General features: G+C 65.1%; 27 protein-coding genes and 1 pseudogene. 13 read left to right on the forward strand and 15 right to left on the reverse strand.

Translation table 11 applies throughout. The annotated features are described in order from the left end of the window. The first annotated feature begins 188 nt into the window (after positions 1-188). From LB564_RS30325 to LB564_RS30335, 3 genes are all read left to right on the forward strand, one after another. On the forward strand, positions 189-887 hold the full coding sequence (locus LB564_RS30325) for a glutathione S-transferase family protein (protein ID WP_224542743.1): 699 nt from the start codon (positions 189-191) through the stop codon (positions 885-887). Positions 888-1,227: 340 nt separating this feature from the next. Continuing rightward, positions 1,228-2,730: an ATP-binding protein gene (locus LB564_RS30330; protein ID WP_224542744.1), complete on the forward strand. Its 1,503-nt coding sequence runs from the start codon at positions 1,228-1,230 to the stop codon at positions 2,728-2,730. 6 nt (positions 2,731-2,736) lie between these two features. Further along, a complete protein-coding gene (locus LB564_RS30335; protein ID WP_224542745.1) occupies positions 2,737-3,549 on the forward strand; it encodes a sulfotransferase domain-containing protein in 813 nt (270 codons plus the stop codon). 25 nt (positions 3,550-3,574) lie between these two features. Here the strand turns inward: LB564_RS30335 and LB564_RS30340 are convergent, their stop codons facing one another. Continuing rightward, positions 3,575-3,853 (reverse strand): usg protein, encoded by a 279-nt coding sequence (locus tag LB564_RS30340; RefSeq protein WP_224542746.1) that lies wholly within the window; start codon positions 3,851-3,853, stop codon positions 3,575-3,577. Positions 3,854-4,194: 341 nt separating this feature from the next. Between LB564_RS30340 and groES the strand changes: the two genes are divergently transcribed. The 5 genes from groES (at position 4,195) to LB564_RS30365 (ending at position 7,608) form a co-directional block, all read left to right on the forward strand. Further along, a complete protein-coding gene (gene groES / locus LB564_RS30345; protein WP_140709084.1) occupies positions 4,195-4,509 on the forward strand; it encodes a co-chaperone GroES in 315 nt (104 codons plus the stop codon). Positions 4,510-4,566: 57 nt separating this feature from the next. Continuing rightward, positions 4,567-6,198, forward strand: a complete 1,632-nt coding sequence (groL, locus tag LB564_RS30350; RefSeq protein WP_224542747.1) for a chaperonin GroEL — start codon at positions 4,567-4,569, stop codon at positions 6,196-6,198. Between the two features lie 70 nt (positions 6,199-6,268). Continuing rightward, positions 6,269-6,493 carry a hypothetical protein gene (locus LB564_RS30355; RefSeq protein ID WP_224542748.1) on the forward strand — a complete coding sequence of 75 codons (225 nt, stop codon included), beginning with the start codon at positions 6,269-6,271 and terminating at the stop codon, positions 6,491-6,493. A 98-nt stretch (positions 6,494-6,591) separates the two neighbouring features. Further along, entirely contained in the window at positions 6,592-6,882 is a 291-nt protein-coding gene (locus LB564_RS30360; RefSeq protein WP_224542749.1) for a DUF982 domain-containing protein, read from the forward strand. A 123-nt stretch (positions 6,883-7,005) separates the two neighbouring features. Further along, the gene (locus LB564_RS30365; RefSeq protein WP_224542750.1) at positions 7,006-7,608 is read left to right on the forward strand and encodes a cupin domain-containing protein; all 603 of its coding nucleotides are present in this window, start codon (positions 7,006-7,008) and stop codon (positions 7,606-7,608) included. Positions 7,609-7,862: 254 nt separating this feature from the next. On the opposite strand, the gene LB564_RS31580 is transcribed toward LB564_RS30365, so the two are convergent. Further along, entirely contained in the window at positions 7,863-7,994 is a 132-nt protein-coding gene (locus tag LB564_RS31580; protein ID WP_263493411.1) for a hypothetical protein, read from the reverse strand. 320 nt (positions 7,995-8,314) lie between these two features. Here LB564_RS31580 and LB564_RS30370 point away from each other — a divergent pair, with 320 nt between their 5' ends. Continuing rightward, a complete protein-coding gene (locus LB564_RS30370) occupies positions 8,315-8,536 on the forward strand; it encodes a hypothetical protein (RefSeq protein ID WP_224542751.1) in 222 nt (73 codons plus the stop codon). Positions 8,537-8,602: 66 nt separating this feature from the next. Further along, positions 8,603-8,911 (forward strand): annotated as a pseudogene (locus LB564_RS30375) (DUF1236 domain-containing protein). 175 nt (positions 8,912-9,086) lie between these two features. Here LB564_RS30375 and LB564_RS30380 read toward each other — a convergent pair. The 9 genes from LB564_RS30380 to LB564_RS30420 all read right to left on the reverse strand — a co-directional run bounded on the left by LB564_RS30380 (position 9,087) and on the right by LB564_RS30420 (position 19,647). Then, the gene (locus LB564_RS30380; RefSeq protein WP_224542752.1) at positions 9,087-10,061 is read right to left on the reverse strand and encodes a nucleoside hydrolase; all 975 of its coding nucleotides are present in this window, start codon (positions 10,059-10,061) and stop codon (positions 9,087-9,089) included. A gap of 41 nt (positions 10,062-10,102) precedes the next feature. Continuing rightward, on the reverse strand, positions 10,103-11,101 hold the full coding sequence (locus LB564_RS30385) for an ABC transporter permease (protein WP_224542753.1): 999 nt from the start codon (positions 11,099-11,101) through the stop codon (positions 10,103-10,105). A gap of 220 nt (positions 11,102-11,321) precedes the next feature. Beyond that, a complete protein-coding gene (locus LB564_RS30390) occupies positions 11,322-12,293 on the reverse strand; it encodes an ABC transporter permease (protein ID WP_224542754.1) in 972 nt (323 codons plus the stop codon). Then, complete coding sequence (locus LB564_RS30395; protein WP_224542755.1) at positions 12,290-13,828, reverse strand: sugar ABC transporter ATP-binding protein; 1,539 nt, start codon at positions 13,826-13,828, stop codon at positions 12,290-12,292. The genes LB564_RS30390 and LB564_RS30395 overlap by 4 nt, the downstream gene beginning before the upstream one ends. Before the next feature lie 247 nt (positions 13,829-14,075). Continuing rightward, positions 14,076-15,110 (reverse strand): ABC transporter substrate-binding protein, encoded by a 1,035-nt coding sequence (locus LB564_RS30400; protein WP_140708625.1) that lies wholly within the window; start codon positions 15,108-15,110, stop codon positions 14,076-14,078. An 89-nt stretch (positions 15,111-15,199) separates the two neighbouring features. Next, complete coding sequence (locus tag LB564_RS30405; RefSeq protein ID WP_224542756.1) at positions 15,200-16,117, reverse strand: sugar phosphate isomerase/epimerase family protein; 918 nt, start codon at positions 16,115-16,117, stop codon at positions 15,200-15,202. Positions 16,118-16,137: 20 nt separating this feature from the next. Further along, on the reverse strand, positions 16,138-17,670 hold the full coding sequence (locus LB564_RS30410; RefSeq protein ID WP_224542757.1) for a mannitol dehydrogenase family protein: 1,533 nt from the start codon (positions 17,668-17,670) through the stop codon (positions 16,138-16,140). Next, positions 17,667-18,449 (reverse strand): SDR family oxidoreductase, encoded by a 783-nt coding sequence (locus LB564_RS30415; protein ID WP_224542758.1) that lies wholly within the window; start codon positions 18,447-18,449, stop codon positions 17,667-17,669. The genes LB564_RS30410 and LB564_RS30415 overlap by 4 nt, the downstream gene beginning before the upstream one ends. Before the next feature lie 304 nt (positions 18,450-18,753). Then, positions 18,754-19,647 (reverse strand): MurR/RpiR family transcriptional regulator, encoded by an 894-nt coding sequence (locus LB564_RS30420; RefSeq protein ID WP_224542759.1) that lies wholly within the window; start codon positions 19,645-19,647, stop codon positions 18,754-18,756. Positions 19,648-19,816: 169 nt separating this feature from the next. On the opposite strand from LB564_RS30420, the gene LB564_RS30425 reads away from it, so the two are divergent. Both LB564_RS30425 and LB564_RS30430 read left to right on the forward strand, forming a co-directional pair. After that, positions 19,817-21,001 carry a Gfo/Idh/MocA family protein gene (locus LB564_RS30425; RefSeq protein ID WP_224542760.1) on the forward strand — a complete coding sequence of 395 codons (1,185 nt, stop codon included), beginning with the start codon at positions 19,817-19,819 and terminating at the stop codon, positions 20,999-21,001. A gap of 130 nt (positions 21,002-21,131) precedes the next feature. Further along, positions 21,132-21,407: an excalibur calcium-binding domain-containing protein gene (locus LB564_RS30430; protein WP_224542761.1), complete on the forward strand. Its 276-nt coding sequence runs from the start codon at positions 21,132-21,134 to the stop codon at positions 21,405-21,407. A 13-nt stretch (positions 21,408-21,420) separates the two neighbouring features. Here the strand turns inward: LB564_RS30430 and LB564_RS30435 are convergent, their stop codons facing one another. Continuing rightward, positions 21,421-21,897, reverse strand: a complete 477-nt coding sequence (locus tag LB564_RS30435; RefSeq protein ID WP_224542762.1) for an NUDIX domain-containing protein — start codon at positions 21,895-21,897, stop codon at positions 21,421-21,423. 173 nt (positions 21,898-22,070) lie between these two features. Here LB564_RS30435 and LB564_RS30440 point away from each other — a divergent pair, with 173 nt between their 5' ends. Beyond that, positions 22,071-22,604 (forward strand): sterol desaturase family protein, encoded by a 534-nt coding sequence (locus LB564_RS30440; RefSeq protein WP_224542763.1) that lies wholly within the window; start codon positions 22,071-22,073, stop codon positions 22,602-22,604. A gap of 76 nt (positions 22,605-22,680) precedes the next feature. Here the strand turns inward: LB564_RS30440 and LB564_RS30445 are convergent, their stop codons facing one another. From LB564_RS30445 to LB564_RS30455, 3 genes are all read right to left on the reverse strand, one after another. Continuing rightward, positions 22,681-23,064, reverse strand: coding sequence for a YkvA family protein (locus LB564_RS30445; protein WP_224542769.1), 384 nt, complete (start codon positions 23,062-23,064; stop codon positions 22,681-22,683). Between the two features lie 301 nt (positions 23,065-23,365). After that, positions 23,366-24,613 (reverse strand): DNA polymerase IV, encoded by a 1,248-nt coding sequence (gene dinB, locus LB564_RS30450; protein WP_224542764.1) that lies wholly within the window; start codon positions 24,611-24,613, stop codon positions 23,366-23,368. 103 nt (positions 24,614-24,716) lie between these two features. Next, positions 24,717-24,917: hypothetical protein (locus LB564_RS30455; RefSeq protein ID WP_224542765.1), on the reverse strand; the 201-nt coding region annotated here is incomplete at its 5' end.

Here is a 24,917-nt window from a genome sequence, read left to right on the forward strand (position 1 = left end):
CTCCTGCCTTGCTGCGGGATGAAGTGTCGCCTCGCCATCGGAGACGGTCAACCCAAACTTTGCGCGGCCATCCCGTTTCGATGGGCTGCTCGTTCCACCCCTACCATGGGGTGTATGATTTGTCGGATCGCGCCAGTCGCATCCGTCCTTGATCCGACGATGGTCGCCGGGGACAAGGAGAGGCAGACATGAGTGACAGGGTCGAGGCGATGCCGGCTGGGACGGAAACAAAACTGTATTTCAGCCGCAACCCCAATCCGCGCCTGGCGGTCGCGGTGGCGCGTCACCTCGAGGCGCAAGTGACCTTCGAATTTGCGTCGCCTTTCGCGCCGGGCCAAGCGGAGCGATTCCGGCCGCTCAATCCCAATCTTTCCCTGCCCATACTGGCGTGGCCGGGCGGCAGCCTGTGGGAGGCCGACGCCATAGCCTGCCGGCTGTCGCGCGATGCGCGCTCGAACTTCTGGCGGAGCGATGATGACGAACCCGACATGATCCGCTGGCTGAGCTGGGGCAAGGACAATTTCGCACGGGCCTGCGACATGGTTCATTTCGAGCGTGGCACCAAGCAGCGCTATCAAATCGGGCCGATCGACGCGGAAAAGGTCGGGGAGGGGCTGGACGCGTTCGGCAAGGCCGCCGCGATCCTCGAGATCGAACTTGCCGAGCGGCAATGGCTGGTCGGGACGTCGGTTTCCTATGCGGACTTCCGCATGGCGACGTTCTTGCCGTTCAACGATGTCGCGGGCTTGCCGCTCGGCGATTATCCGCGGGTCAACAGCTGGTATCGGCGGCTTGAAGCCATCGACGCCTGGCGCGATCCCTTCAGGGGGCTGGATGCGCCGCGATTGCCGCCAGTCCCGGGACAGGTCGAGCCGCATGAGCTGTAACCAAAAGGAGTGGCGACCGGCGTATACGTTGGAGAGAAACTTGAAAACGCCGGCCGCCATTTGGGGGCGTTGGGGCGCATCACGTTGGGGCGCGATGCAGGGTCAGGCTAGGCGGATGCCCGGTGTCCGCAATCGGAACGCCGTCTCATGGTGAACAGGTGGTTACTATCCACAGGCCTGGGGCGATAACCGGCAGGCGGCCAGCCTGTTTCCGGTCGTCCATTGCGGGCCACGGCAACGTTCTCTGATCTGTGCGCAACGCGAATCGCCTGGCCCGCGCGGCTCGACGGGCCGCGCTCGGGTTGATAAGCCCGTCCGTGAAGGAGCCGATGAGTCTGACATGACCGTTGCGATCGAGATGGGACAGACGACGGCGGGCGCCCCGGCGAAGCTCGATCTCGAGGAGCTGCTGGCGACCCGCCTTCTGGTGCAGGGCAATTCCGGCTCCGGCAAGTCGCATCTGCTGCGGCGGCTGCTCGAACAGAGCGCGCCCTGGGTGCAGCAGACCATCATTGACCCCGAGGGCGACTTCGTTTCGCTGGGCGAGCGCTACGGCCATCTGGTGATCGATGCCGAGGAGCATACCGAGCGCGGCCTGCAGGCGGCCGGCGAGCGGGCGCGCATCCACCGCGTCTCCACCGTGCTCAACCTCGAAGGGCTCGATGCCGAAAACCAGATGCGGCGGGCTGCCGCCTTCCTCGGCGGGCTGTTCGAGGTCGCGCGCGACCATTGGTATCCGATGCTGGTGGTGGTGGACGAGGCGCAGCTTTTCGCGCCGGCGGTGGCCGGCGAGGTGTCCGACGAAGCACGCAAGCTATCGCTCGGCGCCATGACCAATCTGATGTGCCGTGGCCGCAAGCGGGGGCTGGCCGGCATCATCGCCACGCAGCGGCTGGCCAAGCTCGCCAAGAACGTCGCGGCGGAAGCCTCCAACTTCCTCATGGGCCGCACCTTCCTCGACATCGACATGGCGCGCGCCGCCGATCTGCTCGGCATGGAGCGGCGGCAGGCGGAAGCGTTTCGCGATCTGGAGCGCGGTCAGTTCATGGCGCTTGGGCCGGCGCTGTCGCGGCGGCCGCTCGGCCTGCGCATCGGCCCGACCGACACCAGCCCGCGCAACGGCACCCCCAGGCTGATGGCGATGCCGGAATCAGCGCTCGAGGACGCCCGCGCCATCATCCTGGCCGCGCCGCCGCCGGAGACGATGCGCGCGCCGCGCCGGGTGGCGTCGCCGGACCTGCTGGAGCAGCTGATGGCGGCGAAAGCAGCGCCGCTCGACATCCGTCCCGAACCGGCCGGGCCGGCGCCCAGCGCCGAGGACCTGGCCGAACGGCGCGCGCGGATGGACCGCGTCCTGCGCGCCATCCTGGCCGAACCGGACGCTGGATTTCGCGTCATCGGCGTCCTCTACCAGGAATTCGTCGTGCGCTGCCGCATCGAAGGGCTGGCCTCGGTCATACCCGATCTCCAGGAATTCCGCCGCATGCTGACGCGTGCCCGTGCCGGAGTGGGGTCCGACATGGCCGAGGACGACGCATGGCGCGATGTTTCGGTGCGCGCCTCGCTGCTGCCGGAGGACATGCAGGGCGTGTTCATGATGATCGCGCGCGCGGCGAAGGAGGGCTGGCCGTGCCCGAGCGATGGCGCGATCGCGCGCGCCTATGGCTCGCACTCCATGCGCCGCGCCCGGCGCTTGCTGACCTATATCGAGGAGCAGGGCCTCATCGTCTGCCAGCTCGACGGCACGGGAAAGCGCACGGTGACGCTGGTCGAACTCGCCTGGGCCACCGCGCCGGGTGACCCCAACGCCGAGGTGGCGGAACAGGGCAGCCTGGCGCTATGAGGGCCGATGACTAGCCTCGGGGAAACGCGGATTGAGCCCGGCGGCAATGCCGCCCGGGTCCGCATCATGGGCACGCCGCGATCCGGCACGAATCTGGCCAAGCATCTGGTCGAAACCCATCTCGGCATGCCTGTCGTCTTCGACCAGGGTTTTTGGAAGCATGGGGTCTTTCCGGCCTTGATGGACGGACGCACGCTGCAATATGGAGACCTTCCTATCATCGTGATGAGCAAGGACCCCATTACCCAGCTTCTGTCATGGTTTCGTTTCTCCCGGAACGACAGCATCTTCAGGCCAGCCAAATACCTCGGTCCCTTCCTGAACCAGCCGTTCGAAATCAGGCAGGATTTCACCCAGCCCGGGCAGATGGAGTACAGGTTCCGCTCACCAGCCGACTATTGGAACCAGTTCTACTTCGCGATGGACGCGCTTCGCCGCACCGGCGCGCCGGTGCATTTCGTCTGCTACGAGCAGCTCTTTTCTGCGCCGGCCGCTTGCCTGGCTTCCATCTCCCGATTCCTCGATCTTTCTCCGCCTTTCGACGCCGGCACCACGGTGACCATCCCGCGCCACACGATCGGCGCAAGCAACGACATCGATCGGCCCGCCGATCCGGCCGCCAAGCAGGGTCCGTTCGATCCTGCCCGAGCGGATCTGGCGGCCGCGCTCGCCAGGATCGGCTGGCGCAATGCGCGCCTCATCCTGCGCGATATCGACGAGGATGTGCTGGGTGCGACGGGCAGGCCAGGATTTCGCGAGCAATGCCGGGATGCGGCGGGCGCGAAGGCGATGCTGCGGTCGCTGGTCGGGTTCTGGTGAGTCCCGCATGCGTGACGGCGCCGCCTTACTGGACGGTGATGACCCCGTCGACGGCCCGCCACTCCGATGGGGTTATGAGCCGGTGGTGGGCGACCTGGACGGAGTGGAGCGGCCCGTCGAGTTCGCGCGCCCAATAGGAGAGAAATTCCTTGAGTTCGGGGAATTCCGGCGCCAGGTCGTAGTCTTGCCAGACATAGAGTTGCAACAGGCTGCGATGGTCAGGCAGATGGTAATGGATTTGTGCGGTGGTCAGGCCATAGCCTTCCATCTGGAGGCGGAACGCCTTGCTGACATTTTCAACCATTCATGTCTCCTTTCGGCGGTCGTCTAAACCCAACTCTCCAAGAGGGTGAGCGGTTCCAGCGCCCACGATTGCGCCGGCTGCGGATATTTTGCTGGATCGCGTCGGAATTCAAGCGGCCGTACCCGACCCCACGAAGAATAACCTTGCGATAACAGTCTGTTGGCACTCCATCCGTGCGAGTGCTAAATTTTTTGGCCGACCCCCTTGAAACCGAAAAATGGCAAAACTAGCTCGATATGCGCGCGCGATGCCTGAACGGGTCGCCGCACCCCGCTCCGGTCCGAATTGCCGGTCCGGCGCGGAGGAACCTCAAAACCTGTTTGTCCAAAGAGGAGAACGACATGGCGTTCCGTCCATTGCATGACCGGATCCTGGTCCGCCGCATCGAGGCCGAAGAAAAGACCGCCGGCGGCATCATCATTCCCGACACTGCCAAGGAAAAACCGCAGGAAGGCGAAGTCATCGCCGTCGGCCCCGGCGCGCGCGACGACAGCGGCAAGCTGAGCGAACTGGATGTAAGGGTCGGCGACCGCATCCTGTTCGGCAAATGGTCCGGCACCGAGATCAAGCTCGATGGCGAGGACCTGCTCATCATGAAGGAAAGCGACGTGATGGGCGTGATCGAGCAGGCCGTGCAAGTGAAAAAGGCCGCATGACGGCTTCTTCGAAAATCCACCAGTCAACGAATGCTGCCTAGATAGAGGAGTAATCCAATGGCTGCCAAAGAGGTAAAATTCCACACCGAGGCGCGCGAGAAGATGTTGCGCGGCGTCGATATCCTGGCCAACGCGGTGAAGGTGACGCTCGGCCCGAAGGGGCGCAACGTCGTCATCGACAAGTCCTTCGGCGCGCCGCGCATCACCAAGGACGGCGTCACCGTCGCCAAGGAAATCGAGCTGGAGGACAAGTTCGAGAACATGGGCGCGCAGATGGTGCGCGAAGTCGCCTCCAAGACCAACGACCTTGCCGGCGACGGCACCACGACCGCGACGGTTCTTGCGCAGGCGATCGTCAAGGAGGGCGCCAAGGCTGTTGCCTCCGGCATGAACCCGATGGACCTGAAGCGCGGCATCGACAAGGCGGTGGAGGCGGTCGTCGCCGAGCTGAAGGCCAACGCCCGCAAGGTGACCCGCAATGACGAGATCGCGCAGGTCGGCACCATCTCCGCCAATGGCGACGCCGAGATCGGCCGCTTCCTCGCCGAAGCGATGGAGAAGGTCGGCAATGAAGGCGTCATCACGGTCGAGGAAGCCAAGACCGCCGAGACCGAGCTCGAAGTCGTCGAGGGCATGCAGTTCGACCGCGGCTATCTCTCGCCCTATTTCGTCACCAACCAGGACAAGATGCGCGTCGAACTCGACGAGCCCTACGTGCTGATCCATGAAAAGAAGCTCTCCAACCTGCAGGCGCTGCTTCCGGTGCTGGAAGCGGTGGTCCAGTCGGGCAAGCCGCTGCTGATCATCGCCGAGGATGTCGAGGGCGAGGCGCTGGCGACACTGGTCGTCAACAAGCTGCGCGGCGGCCTCAAGGTCGCGGCCGTCAAGGCGCCGGGCTTCGGGGACCGCCGCAAGGCCATGCTGGAGGATATCGCCATCCTCACCGGCGGCACCGCGATTTCGGAAGATCTCGGCATCAAGCTCGAGAATGTGACACTGGAGATGCTGGGCCGCGCCAAGAAGGTGGTGATCGAGAAGGAAAACACCACCATTGTCGACGGTGTCGGGCGCAAGGAAGAAATCCAGGGCCGCGTCGCGCAGATCAAGGCGCAGATCGAGGAGACCACCTCCGACTATGACCGCGAGAAGCTGCAGGAGCGGCTGGCCAAGCTCGCCGGCGGTGTCGCGGTGATCCGTGTCGGCGGCTCGACCGAGGTCGAGGTCAAGGAGCGCAAGGACCGCGTCGACGATGCGCTGCACGCGACGCGCGCGGCTGTCGAGGAGGGCGTGCTGCCGGGCGGCGGCGTCGCGCTGCTTCGGGCAAGCAAGGCGCTCGATGCGGTCCAGACGGACAATGCCGACCAGAAGACCGGTGTCGAGATCGTGCGCCGCGCCATCGAGACGCCGGTTCGCCAGATCGCGGAAAATGCCGGCGCGGAAGGCTCGATCATCGTCGGCAAGCTGCGCGAGAAGAGCGAATTCGGCTGGGGCTGGAATGCCCAGACCAATGAGTTCGGCGATCTCTATGGCCAGGGCGTGATCGACCCGGCGAAAGTGGTGCGCACGGCGTTGCAGGATGCCGCGTCGGTCGCCGGCCTGCTGGTGACCACCGAGGCGATGGTGGCCGAGAAGCCGAAGAAGGAAGCCGCCAGCCCGGCAATGCCGGCCGGCGCCGGCATGGACTTCTGAGGTCCGACCAGTCCGCCCGCTCCCTCCCTTCCGGAGAGGGAGCGGGCTTCAGTTCAAGGGAGAGAGATATATGGATGCGATGATCGAGCCTGGATCCGTGCCCGCGCCGACGCATCAGGCAAGGGAGTTCCTGGCCTATGAAACCGAATGCCGCGGTGCGCTGAAGCCGCTGCTGGCGGAATTGCTCGACAGGGCCGAAGCCGCCGGCTGGAAGCGGCGGACCGTGGCCGCGACGCGGATGTTCTTGGCGGCGCAACAGGTGTCGGAGGCGTCCGAGGCATCGACCGGCGGCTGAGCGCAGACATCCAGCCCCATTCACCCTTACGCGGCCGACCGCGCTTTCGGGTGTTCGGTTCGCCGCTGGTCCTGCACAATCGAGAGGAGGCACAAGCCATGAATCGCGGACAATTTGAAGAACCGGTGACCATTCTGGTTGGAATGGGCTTTCCGAGGAAGATCGAAAGCGTGATGGAAGCCTACGTGCTGTTGCAGGACTGGCCGGCCGCCAGCCGCAACAGCGCTCATGCCGTAGCCCTCAATGCCTGCAAGGCGGGCATCGCCGGTGAGATCGACCCTGAGACGGTGCGCGCGACGCTGGTCACCTTCGCACGCCGCAACGACATATTGCTGCCGGATATGGTTTCGCCGGCCGCCGCGCTCGGCAATGCGCTGCATGCGGGGTGAGGCGGCAGGTCCGTCCAATCTTCAGCGGTCCGCCCGGCGGCCGTTGCGGGCGCGGAGCCCGCGGGAACCAAGCGATGGCCATCGGGTTGAATCTGCGTTGATTCCTCAAGGCGAGGCGACGTCATGAGCATCCTGCAAGGCATCAAGAAAGCAGCCGAACGCGTCACCGGCGTCGCGATACCGGACAGTCGGCAGGTGGCTGATCTTGCCAGCCCACGAAAACCGAACGAGTTCAGGTTTGGCGATGACGGCCTGGTGCCCAACCATCCGTCCTGGCCGCTTGTCGTCTATCGCGGCGCCGTGAGGTTACCGGAAGACTTCGATCCCGCGGCTGTCCTGGAGGCTCTTTTTGAGGCCAATGGTTGGGGGGACAGCTGGCGCGACGGCATCTACGACTATGTCCACTACCATTCGCGCATTCACGAGGTGCTCGGCGTGGCGCGCGGCACGGCGAAAGTCCAATTCGGCGGCAAGAAGGGCCGGACGCTGGCCCTAAAGGCCGGCGATGTCGCGGTTCTTCCGGCCGGCACCGGGCACCAGCGCCTCTCCGCCTCCGACGACTTTCTGGTCGTTGGCGGCTATCCGCCGTCCGGTACCTATGACGAATGCACGACCACCGCCGATCACGCCAAAGCGGTGGCGACGATCCCCAAAGTCGGCCGGCCGCGCAAGGACCCGGTCTATGGAAGCAAAGGCCCGCTGCTTTCGCTGTGGAAAAAAGATTGAGTTCGCCGGAGCGAAAGCCTCCCTAAGATCGAAGCCGCGGCAGGCCAAGGTGGCCGGCTAACGAATGACACCGCTCCGGTGGAACACGCTCGGCTGTTGGAAGTTAGGGTCCTGTCGAGTGCTTTATCAACGGACTGGTAAACGGCGAGAGCCCGCCTTCGGTTAACGCCGGGGCGGGTTCTTTCTTTCGGGCTGAGCCTGTCGGGATTGAACCGTGGCGCGCGGGGAACCTGCGGACAGACGACTGATACCTTCTACATTCCGTGGATCAGGGCAACATAGATCGCCGGGGCAAGTGTCAGGCAGATCGCCATTCCCACGACAACCGCGATGGCCAGGCGCTCGGTTCGCCTGACAAGATCGGCAATGTCGGCGTCCTCGGTCAAACAGGCGGACCAGACGGAGAGAATCTCCGAGGCCCGAGCATCATTGTCATTCGCGGGGCGATTGTCGTCGCGGGTGCTCGGTCTCTGGGCTGATGTCACTGCTTGCCTCGCTCTCAAAATATCCGGCAATCAAGCTGGATCCGTGAGGATCGATGATTGACTGTGCTCTGGCGAGCAAACGTAACGTGTGGGCCAGGCGTGAGTTGCGCCCATAAGACTTCAGTCCGGTCAGCTCCTGGACCTAAGGCTCACCCGGGAACGCAATGCAGCGAAAGCCGTTGCTGACCAGTGGTAACTCAAGAATAGGAGAGGATAAAACCATGGCTGAAGGCCCAACTGTTGTTAACTCTGGTGGTGGTGGCGGTACCGCGGTCGCAATTGTTCTTGCAATCATCGCTATCGTGGTCCTGCTGATATTTACAGGCGTCATCAATATCGGTGGCAGCGGGAAGAACATCGACGTTAAAGTTGAAGCGCCAAAGGTTGAGGCTCCGGCCACTTCAGCGCCAGCGAAGCCGGCCGCACCTGCCAATGGCGGCTGATTGGCGGCAGCAGAGGCCGGAATTGTTCTGGTCTTGGAAAACGTTCTTGATTCACAAAGGACCGTCATGAAAGGACATCTTGTCGGCGCCGTAGCGGCTGTCGCGCTTGTGGCTGGAATTGGTGCTTCCTTAGCGGGAGACGTCGTAGTTCTCAAACCTGAGTAGCAGACGGTCGTCCGCGAATACATCCACAAGCAAAAACTCGCATCGGTGAGCCTGCTCGGCGTCGAGTTCAATGTTGGCACCGCTCTGCCTGATACTGTCGAGCTTCACACAATCGACGTCCCCGACGGCAGATACAAATACACCCTTGTCGGGGACCATGCGGTTCTGGTGGTCCCCGGTACACGAAGGGTCGTGCAGATCATCGAGTGATGCTGATAGCTCGCCCCTGGTCAACGGGGGTAGTCCGCCGTGCCTCAAATGGCGCGGCGGGCTTTCTATACGGCGCCACGTAGTCCTGCGAACATCGCCGAACCCACCACACGGTGATGTGACCTTCAATTGAACCGTTGCCACCAGCCGGCTCGTGCGAGCAACGGGCCGTCCATCAGGCCTTGGCGCGGGTCAACCGCTCCAGCGCATCCACAATCAGGTCGCAGAATTTCGGATGGTCGAGCTTCATCGCCACGGTATGGCGGAAGTCGACCTGCTCGCTCGCCGTGCCGCCGAAATGGTGCATGCCGCCCATCTTCTCGAAATTGCAGACCGTCATGCCCTTGGTCCAGCGGCCGGCGATCTCGACGCGGATATCGGCCTTCTCGGTGGTGAAGACGCTCCCGTCGATCATGGCCGCGACGCAGCATGCGTCATGGACGGCGGGATACTCGATCTGCAGCAGGCCGCCATGCGTGGGCGCTATGAACTCCCAGATGTCGAGGATGAACTTGGCGATCGGGCCGCCGACTGCGCGCACCCGGTCCTGTAGCGCCTTGGTGGCCAAGGCCTGGTGCGTGAGGTCGAGCCCCACCATGGTGACGTCCCAACCGGCGCGGAACACCACGTCGGCGGCCTCCGGGTCGGCATAGACGTTGAACTCGGCCGCCGGCGTGATGTTGCCTCTGTTATAGGCTCCGCCCATCGCGACCACCCGCTTCACCCGCTCGATGATGCGCGGATCCTTGCGAATGGCGAGCGCGATGTTGGTGTAGGGACCCACCGGCACCAGCGTGACCGTTTTCGGCTCATGCGCCATGACGGTGTCGATGATGAAGTCGACGGCATGCCGGGTGTCGAGTTCGAACGAGGCGGGCGGCAGGACGGGACCGTCGAGCCCGGTATCGCCATGGATTTCGACGGCCAGGACCTGGTCGCCGATGAGCGGGCCGGGAGAGCCCTTCGCCACCGGCACCTTGATGCCATAGGCGGTGCACACGGCCAGCGCGTTGCGCGTGGTGTTCTCGACATTGTGGTTGCCGGACACCGTGGTGATGCCGAGGAGATCGATATTCGGATTGCCGGCCGCGAGCAGGATGGCGATGGCGTCGTCGTGCCCGGGATCGCAATCCAGGATGATCTTTTCCATGGTGTCGTCTCCCTTGTCGGCCGCCCGTCAACAGTCCCGGCCTATTTGTCCTCGACAATGCGCAGATACGCCGCCGTGACGAACAGCACGATCAACCCGAACAAGATCCTTCTCGCGCCTTCCGGCATTTGCAGGATGGTCAACAGCGTCGTCAGCACCGTCAGGATCAGCGCGCCGATGATGGTGCCGGTGTAGCCGCCGCGGCCGCCGAAGATGGAGGTGCCGCCGATGACGGCGGCGGCGACCGACGGCAGGACCAGGGGTTCGGCAAGCGAGAGGGACGGGGCCTTGATCAGTCCGATATAGAGCAGGCCGGTGATGCCGGCGAGCAGGCTCGAGGTGACGTAGAGCGCCGTGATGACCTGCCAGTATTGCACGCCCGACAGGCGGGTGGCGCGCTCATTGTCGCCGACGGCGTAGAGCAGGCGGCCGAAGCCGGTGCGGGCGAGCGTGAAGACGATCAGCGCAGCCAGCGGCACGAACAACAGCAGCGCGTTGGGGAAGGCAAAGCCAAGTATGGGGGTGACACCCGTGCCCAGCCAGGCGAGGAAATCGGGGATCTTGGCGCCCGACGCGATCACCGTGCGCTGGTAGACCTGCAGGCATCCGGTGCCGATCAGGCTGGTGCCCAGCGTCATGATCAGCGGGTGGACGCGGAAGACGCCGACGCCGATGCCGTTGACGAGGCCGATCAGCACCGCCGGCATCATCGCCAACAGGAACGCCACGGCCGGGTCCTGGTTGACGATCTGCGTCGCCATGATGAAGGCGCTCATCGTCGCCACCGTGCCGACCGACAGGTCGATGCCGCCGGTCAGCATGGTCATGGTCTGGCAGCCGGCGAGGATCGCCAGCGGAATGGCGAATTTGATGGTGTTGGCGATCCAGCGCTCGTTGACGATGCCGGGGCGCAGGATCTGCAGGATGACCATCAGGATGACGAGCAGGATGATCAGCGGGATGAGTGGCCGGTCGGCCATGAAGCGCTTTATGCGGCGGCCGAGGGGGAGGGGCGAGGGGGTGATCGCGGTGCTGTTCATGGGGTTTGCCCGATGTTCTGGGAGGGTAGCGCTCTACGGCGCCCCCCTCTGGCCTGCCGGCCATCTCCCCCTCTAGTGGGGAGATTGGATGTCGCGACGGCTTTCGCCAATTGTCGGCGTCGCAAGAATGAGCGAGGCGCCAAAGCTGCCAATCTCCCCCCTAGAGGGGGAGATGTCCGGCAGGACAGAGGGGGGCGCCGTAGAGCACTACTCTCCCTCATCATTGCCGCCCCCGCATGGTAATAAACGCGCCGAACATCACGACCGCCACCATGATGGCGCCCTCGATAATGGCGGTGACGTTGGGGTCGATGGCGAGCAAGGTGAGATCGGTGCGCACCAGGCGCAGGACGAAGACGGCGACGATGGGGCCGAGCAGGCCGCCCTTGCCGCCGCCGAGTGCCACGCCGCCCAGCACCACGGCGGCGACGCTGGCCAAGAGATAGGGGCCGGGGATGGGCGCGCCGATGCCGGTGCTCATGGTCAGCGCCAGCCCGCCCATGGCCGCGAACAGCCCGGACAGCGCGTAGGCGATGACCCGCGTGCGGGCGACAGGCACGCCTGAGCGGAACGCCGCCAGCTCGCTGGAGCCGATGGCATAGATGGAGAGGCCGAGCCGCGAGCGCCTGAGCGGGATCCAGATCACGCAGAGGCAGACGATCAGCACCAGCAGCGCCTTGGGCAGCCAGGCGTCGATGGCGTCGGGCAGGCCGGGGATCGGTACGGTGCCCGAGATCAGCGCCTTCAGCCATTCGGCGGCACCGCCGCCCGGCGCGCCGAGCACCAGCAGGGCCGCCCCTTGCAGCACGAACAGCATGGCGAGCGTGACGACGATGTCGGGCACGCGGGTGACGACGATGAGCAGGCCGTTGAGCGCGCCCAGGATAAAACCCATGGCCAGCACGAAAGGCACCACGAACAGCGCGTATTCCTCCGAGGCGCCGGCCATCATCGAGGCGGCGGTGACGCTGGTCAGCGCCATCATGGCGGCGACCGAAAGGTCGATGCCGCCGGCGATGACCACCACGGTCTGCGCGGCGACGGCGAAGGCGTAGGGCAGGACGGCCCGCGCCAGCGAGCCGAAATCGCCGCTGCCATAGCCAGGCTGGATGATCTTGGTGGCGATGAACAGGACGATGAGCAGGGCGAACAGGCCTGTTACCCAGCCTTGGCGGCGCAGGAAATGGTTCATGGCGTCGTCCCCGAAGACGGCGATTGGGGATCGGCCAATATGCCAATATCGGCCTTGGCGCCGCGCGGCAGGCCGTAGGCGGCGCGCATCAGCGCCGGCTCGTCGGCCTCCTCGACCGGAAAGATGTCGACGAGACGGCCGCCGAAGATGACGATGACGCGGTCGCAGACGCGCTGCACCTCTTCGAGCTCCGAGGTGTAGAACAGCACCGACTTGCCGTTGCCGGCGAGCTCGCGCATCAGATGATAGATCTCCTGCTTGGTGCCGACATCGATGCCGCGCGTCGGGTCGAAGCACAGGATGGTGCGGGCGTCCGCCGCGATCCAGCGGGCAATGGTCACTTTCTGCTGGTTGCCGCCGGAGAGACGCTGCACCTCGCCTTGCGCGCGGGTGTCGATCTGCAGGCGCTGGATGGCGCTTGCCACCGTGGCGCGCTCCTTGCGCATATGGATAGGTCCCCAGTTGCGCAGGGCGGCGCTGAAGGGGAGCGCGATGTTCTCGCGCACCGAGCGCTGCATGGCGAGCGCCTCGGACCGGTCGCCCGGCACATAGGCGATCCCCGATCGGATGGCGTCGATCGGGTGGGTGAATTTCACTGGGCTGCCGTCGACCTCGATCGTACCGCTCGATGGCTTGATCGAACCGGCAAGGGCGGCGAACAATTCATCCTGGCCCTGGCCTTCCAGCGCCACGACGCCGGCGACCTCGCCGTCGGCGAGATCGAAGGAGACATCACTGAGCTTGGTGCCGACGCGCAGGTTTTTCACGGTGATGCGCGGTCGGGCAGCGGGGCGGGCCTTGTCCGCGGCGCCGCGGGCGGCGACATGGGTCTTGACGATGCGGGTGCCGAGCATCAGCTCGACGATCTTTTCCTCGACACCGGGTTCGATGTCGACGACGCCCACGGTCGCGCCGTCGCGCAGTACGGTGGCACGGTCGCAGAGCGCCGCGATCTCGACGAAGCGGTGCGAGATGAAGATCACGGCGCGGCCGGCGTCACCCTGGCGGCGCACCACTTCCAGCACCTTTTCGGCAAGGTTGGCGGGCAGCGCCGCCGTCATCTCGTCGAGCAGCAGCACGTCGGGCTCGACCGCGAGCGCGCGGGCCAGATCAAGCACGCGCAGCACGGCCAATGGAATGTCGCGCGCGGTGTCGCGCAGGTCGAGGTCTGATATGCCGAGCTCGCGCACCCAGGCGCGGAACGGCTCGACCGGCGTGCCGGTGAGCCTGAGATTGGACAGCACGTCGAGATCGGGGATCAGCGACGGCTCCTGGTAGACCGGCAGCAGCCCGGCGCGGCGGGCGGCGGCGGGCGAGCGGATGTCGCGGGCTTCGCCCCGGATCAGGATGCGGCCGGCGTTGGCTGATATCGCCCCGGTCAGGATCTTCACCAGCGTCGACTTGCCGGCGCCATTGGCGCCCATCAGCGCATGCACCTCACCCGGCAGGACGGAGAGCGAGGCGTCCCGCAGGGCGGCGACCGCGCCGTAGTTCTTGGCAACGCCGGAGGCGTTGAGGAGGGGGCTGGTGGTCAAATTGTTCGGTTCTCGATTTATGAGGCAGGGCTATCGCGTGTGGGGAGGCCCCCTCATCCGGCCGCTTCGCGTCCACCTTCTCCCCGTGGGGGAGAAGAGGCAGGCGCTCGTGCCGGCTCCCTCCTCTCCCCTCGGGGAGAGGTCGGATTGCCCCGAATTGCCCTTGCAATTCGGTTGGCAATCCGGGTGAGGGGGCCTTTGCCCATATGCGACTTCCCCGCCCTTGTGACGCAGGGATATCGGAGCCTTACTCCCCCGGACCCTTGCAGGCGACGATCTGCTCCTTGGTGTAGGTCGTCCAGTCCGGGATCGAGATCGAGACCGGCCATTCGGGGCTGAGCGACGGATCGGCGGCGGCCTTCAGCTTGGCCTTGCCTTCGTCGGTGGCGTTGTCCCAGAGTTGCGGGTCGACCAGCACGGTCTGCTGGGCCGGCTTCTTGCCGTCGAGGATCTGCAGCGCCAGCGTCACACCGGCACCGCCGATCGAGCCGGGGTTGGTCACCGCAGCACCCACAAGGCCCTTGACCGAGCCCAACTGGCCGACGAAGCCGGCATTGTCGGCGCCGACCACCGGCACCAGCGGCGCCTGCGATTCGACCAGCGCGTCGACGATGACGTTGTCGATGCCCGAGGTCCAGACGCCGTTGAACGGCGTGCCGGTGGCCAGGAACGACAGCATCTGCTGCTTGGCCTGGTCCTGCTGCCAGCCGGTGAAGACTTCCTGCGCGACCTTGACGTCCGGGAATTCGGCCAGCGCCTTCTTGAAGCCTTTGTCGCGATCGCTGTCGGCCGACGCGCCGGCGGCACCGCGCATGTAGAACACCTCGCCCTTGCCGCCCATCTGCTGGAACAGCCACTTGGCGCCGAGATAGGCGTATTGTTCCTGGTTGTTGGAGATGATGTAGGCCGACGGTTCGGTGACCGCCTGGTCGACGGCGACGACGACGATGCCGGCCTTGGTGGCTTCTTCCAGGCCCGCCTTGATGCCGGCCGGATCGGCCGGGTTGACGACGATGGCGTTGACCTTGGCGCTGATCAGGTTGCGGATGTCCTCGAGCTGGCCGGCGGCATCGGTGTTGCGGTGGGCGATGTTGAGCTTGGTGACTTCGCCCGACGCCAGCGCCTGCGCCTTCATGGCGCAGACCATTTCCTCGCGCCAGCCATTGCCCTGCACGGTGTTGGAAATGCCGATCGTATATTTGCCTTCGGCCGATGAGACGCTCATCGAGGCCAGCAGGGCGGCGCCCGCAAGCAGCGGAACCATGGTCAGTATCTTCTTCATGTCAGACTTCCTCCACATTGTTTTTCAGTTCAGTTCCAACCCGTTAAGCCGCGCCACTCACAAACAGAGTCAAGTGGCCCGGCTTGCCGTCATTTGACGAAAGGACGCAGCACGTCGCGGGCGAGCAGAAACCCCCGCTTCACCTGATCGTCGCTGCCCTCAAATCGTCTGTCCTCGTGTTCGATGATGACGGAGCCGTCGTAGCCGGCGCGGTAGAGGCCGGAGAAGAAGCCGCTCCAGTCGACATCGCCCAGCCCCGGCATGCGCGGCACCTGCCAGCCTATGCCGGCCGAAAGGATTCCGCGCTCGTACAAACCATCATGATCAATCATCAGGTCCTTGGCGTGGACATGCAGCATATAGGGGCCGAATTCCCGGATGAATCGGCCCTGGTCGATCATCTGCCAGACCAGGTGCGAGGGGTCGAAATTCATGCCGACATCGCCGCCCCAGCTCTCCAGGATGCGGCGCCATACCTGCGGTGAATAGGCGATGTTGTGCCCGCCCGGCCATTCGTCATAACTAAAGATCATCGGGCAGTTCTCGAAGGCGAGTTTGACGCCATGGCCGCGCGCATGGGCGACGATCTCGGGCCAGATCTTCAGCGCGTCCTGCCAGTTGACGTCGACGGTTTTCGAGGCATCGCCGCCGCAGAAGGTGTTGACGACCGGCACGCCCATATTGGCGGCGAGCACGATCACCTTCTTCAGGTGGCCGATGACCGCCTCGCGGTGCGCGGCATCGGGATGCAGCGGGTTGGGATAGTAGCCGAGGCCGGAAATGGAGATGTTCTTTTCCGACAGCGAGGCGACTATCTCCTTCGCCTGCGAGGCCGAGGTGCCATCTGCATCGATATGGCTGGTGCCGGCATAGCGGCGGGTGGCGCCGGAGGTTTTCGGCCAGCAGGCGATCTCCAGCGCCTCGAAGCCGACAGAGCTTGCCCAGCCGGCGACATCGCCAAGCGGCGTGTCCGCGAATGGTGCCGTGAGCACACCAAGTTTCATCATGCCTCCCCTAAAGCCAGTGCCTATAATGCCGATTGTTTGGATCGCTTCAACCTCGCGACCTCATCTTGTTGAAGACTGCGACGGACGGCCGCCATCGGATCGCCCGAAAGCAGCTCTCCAAGTGCCGAAGTCACCGCCTCGCGAAACGTCTCGTCAGCGGCAAGGCGGGGATCGAAAATCGTGTCGATGGCCAAGATCCGCGACGCCAGCATCGGCGCATCACGGCCGGTCGCGTCGGTGATCGCGGCGACCTTACCGGCATAGGGGTCGGATACCGTCCAGCGTTTGCCGAAGCGCGCCGAGGCCAGGATGAGATAGGCCATCCAGCCGGCCACTGGCACCGACAGAAGGCCGATGCCGGCGCCTTGCTTCAGCCGGTCGCGGATCGGGTTGAGCAGGCGCTGGACGATCTTCTGCGATCCATCGGTGGCGATCTGGTGGTTGCGGTGGCGGATCGCGGTGTTCTTCAACCGGCCAAGGCTCTGCTCGATATAGGCATGCGGCTCCACGCCCGGCACCGGCGTCAGTGTCGGCAGCGTCTCCTCGACCAGCATGCGCCTGACGAAGACCGACAGCAGCGGGTCGGCGATGGCATCGGATGTGTGCTCCAGCCCCGCCAGCACGCCCAGCGTGGCGAGTGTCGTCTGGGCGCCGTTCAGCACCCGCATCTTGAGATGCTCGAACGGTGTGACGTCGTCGACGAAGGTCGCGCCGGCCAGGTCCCAGCGCGGCACGCGGCCGGAGAAATTCCGTTCGATCACCCATTGCCGGAAGGGTTCGCCGACGGCGACGGCGCCATCGCGGTAGCCATAGCGCTGTTCGACGCTGTCGAGGTCCTGCCGGGTCACCGCCGGCGCGATGCGATCGACCATGGCCGAGGGGAAGGCGGCATTGGCCGCGATCCAGTCGGCCAGGCCATCGCCGCGCATTTCGGCGAATGTCCGCACGACATTTTCCAGGATGACGCCATTGGCCGGGATGTTGTCGCAGGAGAGCAGCGTCAGCTTGCGGCCATGCGTTGACCGGCGCAGTTCAAGCGTCCGCGCGAGAATGCCGGGCAGGCTGCGCGGCGCTTGCGGGTTGGCGAGGTCGTGGACGATGTCGGGATGATCGAGATCGAGCGCGCCGGTCGACGGGATGTGGCAATAGCCTTTTTCCGTCACCGTCATCGTCACCAGGTCGATGTCGGGCGAGGCGAGCACGGCGAGCGCCGGATCGGGGCTTTCCATGCTGTCGACCACTTTCACGATGGAGCCGATGACGCGCGCCTCGACATGGTCGTTGTCGCGGATCAGCCTTGTGTAGAGGCCGCTCTGGCGGCCAAGCGTACCGGCGAGCGCGGGCGGGCGGATATTGATGCCGACGATGCCCCAGCGATCGAATTTCAGCGAGAGCAGGTCGTCGGTGTATTCGGCCTGGTGGCAGCGGTGGAAGGCGCCGACGCCGAGATGGGCCATGCCGGGTGACAGTGATGCGCGGTCATAGGTCGGCTTTTGCACGGCGGCGGGAAGCCGCTCCAGCAGGCCAGGCCCAAGCGTTTCGATGGCGCTCACCGGTTCGCCCCGATCACCGCCTGCTCCTGGTCGATCACCGCGCCGGTCATCGGCCCGGCCGCGTCGGAAAGCAGGAAGACGGCGAGGTTGGCGATATCGTCCGGCCTGAGCAGCCGGCCAAAGGGCTGCGCGGCGTTGGCGGCATCCAGCCAGCCCGGACCGTTGCCCAGCGTCTCGGCCTGCATCACCCGTTCGGCCGGCGTGTCGGTCCAGCCGACATTGATGCCGTTGACGCGGATGCGGTCGAAGCGGTGGGCGTTGGCGGCATTCTTGGTCAGCGTCGCCAGCGCGCCCTTGGTGGCGGAATAGACGGCGAGTTCCGGCGAGCCGCAATGGGCGTTGATCGACAGGATGTTGACGATGGCGCCGCCCTGGCCGCGTTTCTTCATGTCGGCGATCGCGGCCTGCATCAGGAAAAACGGTGCGCGCGCGTTGACGGCGAACAGCGCCGCCCAGTCGTCCAGCGTCGCGTCGAGGAAGGAGGCGCGGTCGGTCAGGCCGGCGGCGTTGACCAGGCCGTCGATACGGCCGAAGCGGTCTATGCAGGCCCGCGCCAACAAGGCTGGGGTTTGCGGGTCTCCAAGGTCGGCGGCGACGAAAAGCGTCGGGGTGCCCAATTGCGAAAGCGCCGCCGCCACCGCATCGCCGCGCTTGCTGTCGCGGCCGGTGATCAGCAGGCCACCGGCGCCGGCACGCGCCAGCGCCTCGGCGGTTGCCCGGCCGATGCCTTGCGTCGAGCCGGTGACCAGCACGATCTTGCCTTGGAGATGAAGCTCCATTCCTCCTCCCGGAACAAAGTTTCTATTTTTTGAAATATGGAATGCAAATTCCCGATAGTCAATTGTGCCAGCGGCGACAATTGCCAAGGTTGGCGCTGCCCCTCATCGCCCTGCCGGGCACTTCTCCCCGTATAGTGACGGGGAGAAGGGGCTGGTCGCAACGCCGGCGCCTTTCTTGCAGCGTGAAAAAATGGCGAAATCGCCTGACACAGCGTCCCTCTCCCCGTCACTATACGGGGAGAGGATGCCGGCAGGCAGGTGAGGGGCAGCGCTGACTTTCCGGAGTAACCCGCCCCATTCCCCCTCATTTCGCGCGCTTTGCCGCCACCCCTTGGACCAGTGCCATGCCGACCGCCAGCGAGGCGGCCAGCGAGCGGAAACCGGCGAAGTCGGATTCCACCACTTCCAGCCAGCTGTCCGACAGCCGGATCAGTGGCGAAAAGGTCGAGTCGGTGATGGTGACGATGCGGGCCTTGCGCTCATGCGCCACCGCGACCAGATCGGGCGTGATCGAATTGTAGGGGCTGAAGGACACCGCCAGCACGGCGTCGCGCGCGCCGATGCAGCCGACCTGGTCGAGCGCGGTCGAGCCGACATTGTCGACCAGCACGTTGCGCACGCCCTGCTGCGAAAGCGTCAGCGAGAGATAGGTGGTGACGGGGAAGGCGCGCTTGGAGCCGATGACATAGATCAGGTCCGCTCCGGCCAGCAGCGTCACCATCTTCTCGAAGCTTTCGACATCGAAGCCGGCCTCGATGCGGCCGAGCGAGGCCTGCGAGGCGCCGACCATGCCGTGCAGGAAATGCAAGGCGGCGTTGGGCTCGGCCTCGGCGCGCGGCTCGCCACGGCCTTCCGGCCAGGATCCCTTGACGTGGTCCTTGAACAGGCCCTGAAAATCGGAAAAGCCGGAATAGCCGAAGATCTGCGCGAAGCGCACCAGCGTCGAGGGCTGCACGCCGGCCTGCGACGCCACCTGGGCGATGGTGCCGAGCGCGACTTCGCTCGGATGCTGCCACAGGAAGATCGCCACCTGGCGCAGGCGCTTGGGGAAATGCACCGTGCCGGACGACAGCACCGCACGCAGTTCCTCATAGGTCTGCGGTTGTATATAGCCCAGGGCCGCCAGCGAACGCCCGCGCTTGCGCGTCGCCGCCTCGTCGGCACTGGATCGTCCGGATGGTTTTCTCGCCCCGCTCATGAATTCAGGCTAGCGCGATACGATCGTTTTACAATATGGATTTTGGAAATCCTGTTCGAAGGTGGGGGGCGAGGGCTCGGCGGTTTCGTCATCCCAGGGGTCTTCGCCGCGTCGCTCCTTGCTTCGCCATGAGATGACGACGCGATAGGGATAGCCAGGAGGAGAAACCATGGTCTACGCAACATCGGATGGAGCAGCCGGCAGGCGCTTGCGGGTCGGTATGGTCGGCGGCGGGCGCAACGCTTTCATCGGCGCGGTGCATCGGCTGGCCATGCGGCTCGACGACCAGATCGCGCTGGTCGCCGGCGCGCTGTCGTCCGATCCGGACAATGCCGCCGCCTCGGCCGCCGAAATCGGCATCGCGCCCGAGCGCAGCTATGCCGATTATCGCGCCATGGCCGAGGCGGAGGCTGCTAGGCCCGACGGCATCGAGGCGGTCGTCATCGTCACGCCCAACCATCTGCACGCGCCGATCGCCACCGCTTTTCTCGAAGCCGGCATCGACGTGATCTGCGACAAGCCGCTGTCGACGACGCTGGCCGACGCGCAAGCGCTGGTGACGCTGGCGCGGGCGAAAAACCGCCGCTTCGTCGTCACGCTCAACAACACCGGCTACGCCATGGTGCGCCAGGCGCGCGAGATGGTGATGGCGGGAGAGCTTGGGCGGATCGTGTCGGTGCATGGCGCCTATATCCAGGACTGGCTGACCAGGCCGATCGACGCCGACGGCCAGAAGCAGGCGGAGTGGCGCACCGATCCGGCGCGGGCGGGGCAGTCGGCGGTGCTGGCCGATATCGGCGTGCATGCCTTCAACCTGGCAAGCTTCATTTCCGGTCGCGAGGCCGAGTCGGTCTCGGCCGATTTGTTCACCGCCGTGCCCGGACGGCGGCTCGACGACAATGCGCATGTGCTGGTGCGCTGGACCGACGGCGCGCGCGGCACGATCCTGGCCAGCCAGACATCGCCCGGTCACTACAACGACCTCTCCGTGCGCATCTATGGCGACAAGGCCGGGCTCGAATGGTCGGGGGCGCGGCCGGAGGAATTGCGTTTTTCCGTCTATGGCGAGGAAACCCGCACGCTGGTGCGCGGCGGCCATGGCTCGACGGCGGAAGCCCGCCGCGTCTCGCGCATGCCGGCGGCGCATCCGGAGGGCTATATCGAGGCCTTCGCCAATTTCTACCGCGACGCCGCCGACATCATCCGCGCCCATCGCTCGGGCGGCACGGTCGATCCGGTCCGCGCGGCCCAGGTGCCCGACGTGGTCGACGGCGCGCGCGGCGTGAAGTTCGTGGCGGCGGCGGTCGAGTCGAACGCGGCCGGCGGGGCGTGGACGGCGGCGCGGTTTGGGTGAGGTGGACGCCATTGTCACGGCGCTGGGCGACGTTAGGTTGATTCGGGCACTTTAACCGGAGCTGGCGGGGATGCTCCTGCCGTTGTTACGCTGGCCGTCACCTCGTCGCCGTCTTGGCAGGCTGAGATGGGTGGCTCTGTTTGCGCCGTTCATTCTGCTTTCGGGCTACATCGTTTATGGCTTCGTCGGCATCCGGTTCGACACACCTTTTTCGGTGCTAAGGCACCTTGCCGCGTTTCCGAACTGCACCGCCGCCCGATTGGTCGGCCTCGCCCCCGCTCGAAGGGGCGAACCCGGCTATTGGCCGACCCACGATGCCGACCATGACGGTATTGCCTGCGAGCCATGGCATGGTGGCAACCCTAGCGGCGTCAGGGTTCATCGTTACTGGTCCAACAGCCGCTAAAGCGCCTTGCCGGTTACTGCGTTGTCCTGTCCAGTCGCTCCACCAAATCCGATAGCATCGGGCGTTGCCCCTGCAAAATCTTCACCTCGGCCTCGGCCAGCGTGAACCAGCCGGCTCTGTCGACTTCCGGAAATTCTTTCATCGACCCGGAGCGCGGCGGCCATTCCATCGTAAAAGTGTTGCTCTTGATCGCGGCCGCATCGATCTCGATGTCGGCCTCGACGGACCAGGCCGAGACGATCTTGCCGCCCGGTTGCTTGTAGTCACCAAGGCGCGTGAAGGGGCCGTCCATGGTGATGCCAATCTCCTCGCTTGTCTCGCGCCGTGCCGCCGCCAGCTCGTCCTCGTCATCGTCGACGAGGCCCTTGGGGATCGACCAGGCGCCATCGTCCTTCTTCGCCCAGAACGGGCCGCCGGGATGCACCAGCAGCACCTGGATGTCACCGCCGCCGCGGCGATAGATCAGCAGGCCCGCGCTGCGTTTTGCCATGTTTGCATGTCCGTTCGCGGTTGTGGTGCGAAGTCGAGCGATTCCGCATCCGGTCTTGCACCTGGGAATTGCGACGCTATGTCAGGCGCATGCGCATTGCACCTCATGCGCGAGTCCGGCAATCTGATAGCATCTTTTTTGGGGCGGCGTCGAAAGTCAGGTGAGGCGTCCGAATGCAGCTGGGTCTGATCGGCTACTATAGCGACTTCGTGGTCTATCCCCTGGTGATCGCCGTATTGGGCGTGGCCGGGCTGATCGAGGCCGGAGAAGAGGGCGCGCCGGACTGGATCGGCACCGTTCTGATCTGTCTCGGCCTGTGGACACTGATCGAATACGTCCTGCACCGTTTCGTGCTTCATCACATCCCCTACATCAGGGATCTGCACGACCGCCATCACGTCGAGGAGCGCAGTCCGGTGGGCACGCCGACCTGGCTCAGCCTGGGCGTGCATGCGTTGGTGGCGTTCCTGCCTGTCTGGATAGTTTCCGGCTTCGCGGCCGCGAGCGCGGTGAGCTGCGGGCTGATGCTGGGCTATCTCTGGTACATCAGCGTCCACCACATGATCCACCACTGGCACCCGGCGCATCCGAGCTATCTCTATACGTTGAAGCGCCGCCACGCGGTGCACCATCATGTCGACGAGAGCGCCAATTTCGGCGTGACGTCGATATTCTGGGACCGGATTTTCGGCACCGCGCGGCCTTGACGTGGGCAGGGGCTTTTCGACAGCCACAAACATGATTTGTGGTCTGCTCGGCGATGATAAACGCCGGGCCTGAAGTCTAGGCCAAACGATCTGGCCAGAATAACCAGATGAGCGCGGCGGCCATCAGAACCCAAATCCCAGCGATGAATGCGAGACCGCCGCGGCTGGTCGGCCTGGATCGGCGAATGGCCTCCGCGCGAAACTCGGCCATCAGATCGGCGGGGATCAGCTTCACCGCAAGCAGGATGCCGACCGGCACGATGATCAGGTCGTCCAGATATCCGAGTACGGGAATGAAATCGGGTATCAGATCGATAGGACTGAGCGCGTAGGCGGCGACCATGCCGGCGGCAACTTTGGCGTACCAGGGAACGCGCGGATCGCGGGCGGCCAGCCACAAGGCCATCACATCGCGCTTGATGGCCCTTGCCCATTGCTTTGCCTTGTCCAGGAGGGTCACACGGCAACTCTCTTTTGTAGGATCTCGGACCGTCGGCGTCTCCGCTCCCTTCGCCTCTATCATTGCAACCATGTTCGCGATCTGCAAACTGACCCGCTACCGAATTTCGCCTCTTCTTGATAAGCCTTGCCTGCCGGATGTTGGTTGCCGCCAGACGCTTGGGCGTGGGGGAATTGCCGTGAGGAAGACCTATCAAAAGCCGGAGCTGGTGAAGCGCGAGCCACTGTCCGCCGTGACCGCGGCGCCGCCTGGTCCGGGACGTTGATCCGCAAGGCGTGAGCGCCGGGGAGGGCTCCTCCGCTCACAGTTCCTTTTGCGCCAATTCCCTGAATTCGTCGGGCACCGAGCGGGCCGCCTCCAGCGCCACCGTGCCGTAGCCGACAGCCTGCTTGCCGAAGCGCTGGCGGATCTTGTCGATGGCGCGGTCGGCGCCGAAGCGGGCGAGGCCTTTTTGACTTCCGGGGCGGCGCTTCTCGTCGGCGAGGCCGAGCGGCAGGTCTAGCTGCAGCTCGGCACTCTCCTCCAGGTGCGAGACCGAGATCGCCAGCAGCGAGATGGTTTTCTCACGTGGGTGGTCGGCGAGCACGCCGCGCACCAGATCTCCCGCGATCTCGGCCAGCATGGCGGTCGCCGAGATCGGCTGCTCCAGCGTGATCGAACGCGTGACGGCGCGGAGATCGGCAAAGCGCACGCGCACCGTCACCGTGCGGCCGGGGCGGTTCTTGGCGCGCAGCCGGCTGGCGACGCGGTCGGCCAGATGCAGCAATGTCGGCACGATGACGCGCGCCACGGCGGGTTTCATCCCGAGCGCCGACTGCGCGCCGGCCGAGTGCGCCCGGCGCTTCGTCTCCAGCTTGCGCGGATCGCGGTTCCACGCCAGCGCCGCGAGCTTTTCGCCGGCGGCGGGGCCAAGCAGCCGGGCCAGGGCGCCGCTGTGGGTCCGGGCCAACTCGCCGATGGTCTCGACGCCGATCTCGGTCAACCGCGCCCTGGTGGCCGGGCCGACGCCCCACATCAGCGAGACCGGCAGATCCTGCAGGAAGGCAAGCTCGGTGCCGGGGTCGACCACCACCAGCCCGTCGGGCTTGGCGACCTGCGAGGCGATCTTGGCCAGATGCTTGGTGCGCGCGACACCGATCGAGATCGGCAGGCCGAGTTCTGCCCGCACACGGCCCCGGATCGCCGTGGCGATCTCCCGGGGTGAGCCGAACAGATGCGTGCAGCCGGCGACATCGGCGAAGGCCTCGTCGATGGAGATGCGCTCGACCACCGGCGTGAAATCGTCGAGGACCTTGATCGCCGCGTCACCCAGCCGCTGGTAGTGGCCGAAATTGCCGCCGACGAAGATCAATTGCGGGCAAAGCTCACGCGCCTTGCGGCCCGGCATGCCGCCGCGCACGCCGAAGACACGCGCCTCATACGAGGCCGCGAGCACCACGCCGCCGCCGACCGCGATCGGCTTGCCGCGCAGCGTCGGGTCGAGCAATTGCTCGACCGAGGCATAGAAGGCGTCGAGATCGGCATGCAGCATGGTTGCCGTCGTCTCCATCCCGTTCCGCTCATCCGCGATTGCTGATACATCGGAACGAATAGAGAACAAAAAGGGATCTCTGTCAATGTGAGCCGGGACTTGCGGGCGTTGACGCCGCCCCTCATCTGGCTGCCGCCATCTTCTCCCCGTAAACGGGGAGAAGTACGCTGTCGTCGCCGCTTTCGCCAATCGCCAGCGTTGCAAGGATGCGGCCGGCGCTGCCGCCAGCTTCTTTCTCCCCGTTCACGCAGGGCTGTCCGGGGAAAATTATACATATTGGAAGCCCATCTGATTTGGGGAGGTCCACTTGGTTCGGCGGCTT

The organism is Mesorhizobium sp. ES1-6 (assembly GCF_020164775.1).
Lineage (GTDB): Bacteria > Pseudomonadota > Alphaproteobacteria > Rhizobiales > Rhizobiaceae > Mesorhizobium.

Bases quoted from the DNA above. Each gene is read 5' to 3' on its own strand.
- LB564_RS30325 (WP_224542743.1), top strand. From the start codon at position 189: ATGAGTGACAGGGTCGAGGCGATGCCGGCTGGGACGGAAACAAAACTG.
- LB564_RS30330 (WP_224542744.1), top strand. From the start codon at position 1,228: ATGACCGTTGCGATCGAGATGGGACAGACGACGGCGGGCGCCCCGGCG.
- LB564_RS30335 (WP_224542745.1), top strand. From the start codon at position 2,737: ATGACTAGCCTCGGGGAAACGCGGATTGAGCCCGGCGGCAATGCCGCC.
- LB564_RS30340 (WP_224542746.1), bottom strand. From the start codon at position 3,853: ATGGTTGAAAATGTCAGCAAGGCGTTCCGCCTCCAGATGGAAGGCTAT.
- groES (WP_140709084.1), top strand. From the start codon at position 4,195: ATGGCGTTCCGTCCATTGCATGACCGGATCCTGGTCCGCCGCATCGAG.
- groL (WP_224542747.1), top strand. From the start codon at position 4,567: ATGGCTGCCAAAGAGGTAAAATTCCACACCGAGGCGCGCGAGAAGATG.
- LB564_RS30355 (WP_224542748.1), top strand. From the start codon at position 6,269: ATGGATGCGATGATCGAGCCTGGATCCGTGCCCGCGCCGACGCATCAG.
- LB564_RS30360 (WP_224542749.1), top strand. From the start codon at position 6,592: ATGAATCGCGGACAATTTGAAGAACCGGTGACCATTCTGGTTGGAATG.
- LB564_RS30365 (WP_224542750.1), top strand. From the start codon at position 7,006: ATGAGCATCCTGCAAGGCATCAAGAAAGCAGCCGAACGCGTCACCGGC.
- LB564_RS30370 (WP_224542751.1), top strand. From the start codon at position 8,315: ATGGCTGAAGGCCCAACTGTTGTTAACTCTGGTGGTGGTGGCGGTACC.
- LB564_RS30380 (WP_224542752.1), bottom strand. From the start codon at position 10,061: ATGGAAAAGATCATCCTGGATTGCGATCCCGGGCACGACGACGCCATC.
- LB564_RS30385 (WP_224542753.1), bottom strand. From the start codon at position 11,101: ATGAACAGCACCGCGATCACCCCCTCGCCCCTCCCCCTCGGCCGCCGC.
- LB564_RS30390 (WP_224542754.1), bottom strand. From the start codon at position 12,293: ATGAACCATTTCCTGCGCCGCCAAGGCTGGGTAACAGGCCTGTTCGCC.
- LB564_RS30400 (WP_140708625.1), bottom strand. From the start codon at position 15,110: ATGAAGAAGATACTGACCATGGTTCCGCTGCTTGCGGGCGCCGCCCTG.
- LB564_RS30405 (WP_224542756.1), bottom strand. From the start codon at position 16,117: ATGATGAAACTTGGTGTGCTCACGGCACCATTCGCGGACACGCCGCTT.
- LB564_RS30415 (WP_224542758.1), bottom strand. From the start codon at position 18,449: ATGGAGCTTCATCTCCAAGGCAAGATCGTGCTGGTCACCGGCTCGACG.
- LB564_RS30420 (WP_224542759.1), bottom strand. From the start codon at position 19,647: ATGAGCGGGGCGAGAAAACCATCCGGACGATCCAGTGCCGACGAGGCG.
- LB564_RS30425 (WP_224542760.1), top strand. From the start codon at position 19,817: ATGGTCTACGCAACATCGGATGGAGCAGCCGGCAGGCGCTTGCGGGTC.
- LB564_RS30435 (WP_224542762.1), bottom strand. From the start codon at position 21,897: ATGGCAAAACGCAGCGCGGGCCTGCTGATCTATCGCCGCGGCGGCGGT.
- LB564_RS30440 (WP_224542763.1), top strand. From the start codon at position 22,071: ATGCAGCTGGGTCTGATCGGCTACTATAGCGACTTCGTGGTCTATCCC.
- dinB (WP_224542764.1), bottom strand. From the start codon at position 24,613: ATGGAGACGACGGCAACCATGCTGCATGCCGATCTCGACGCCTTCTAT.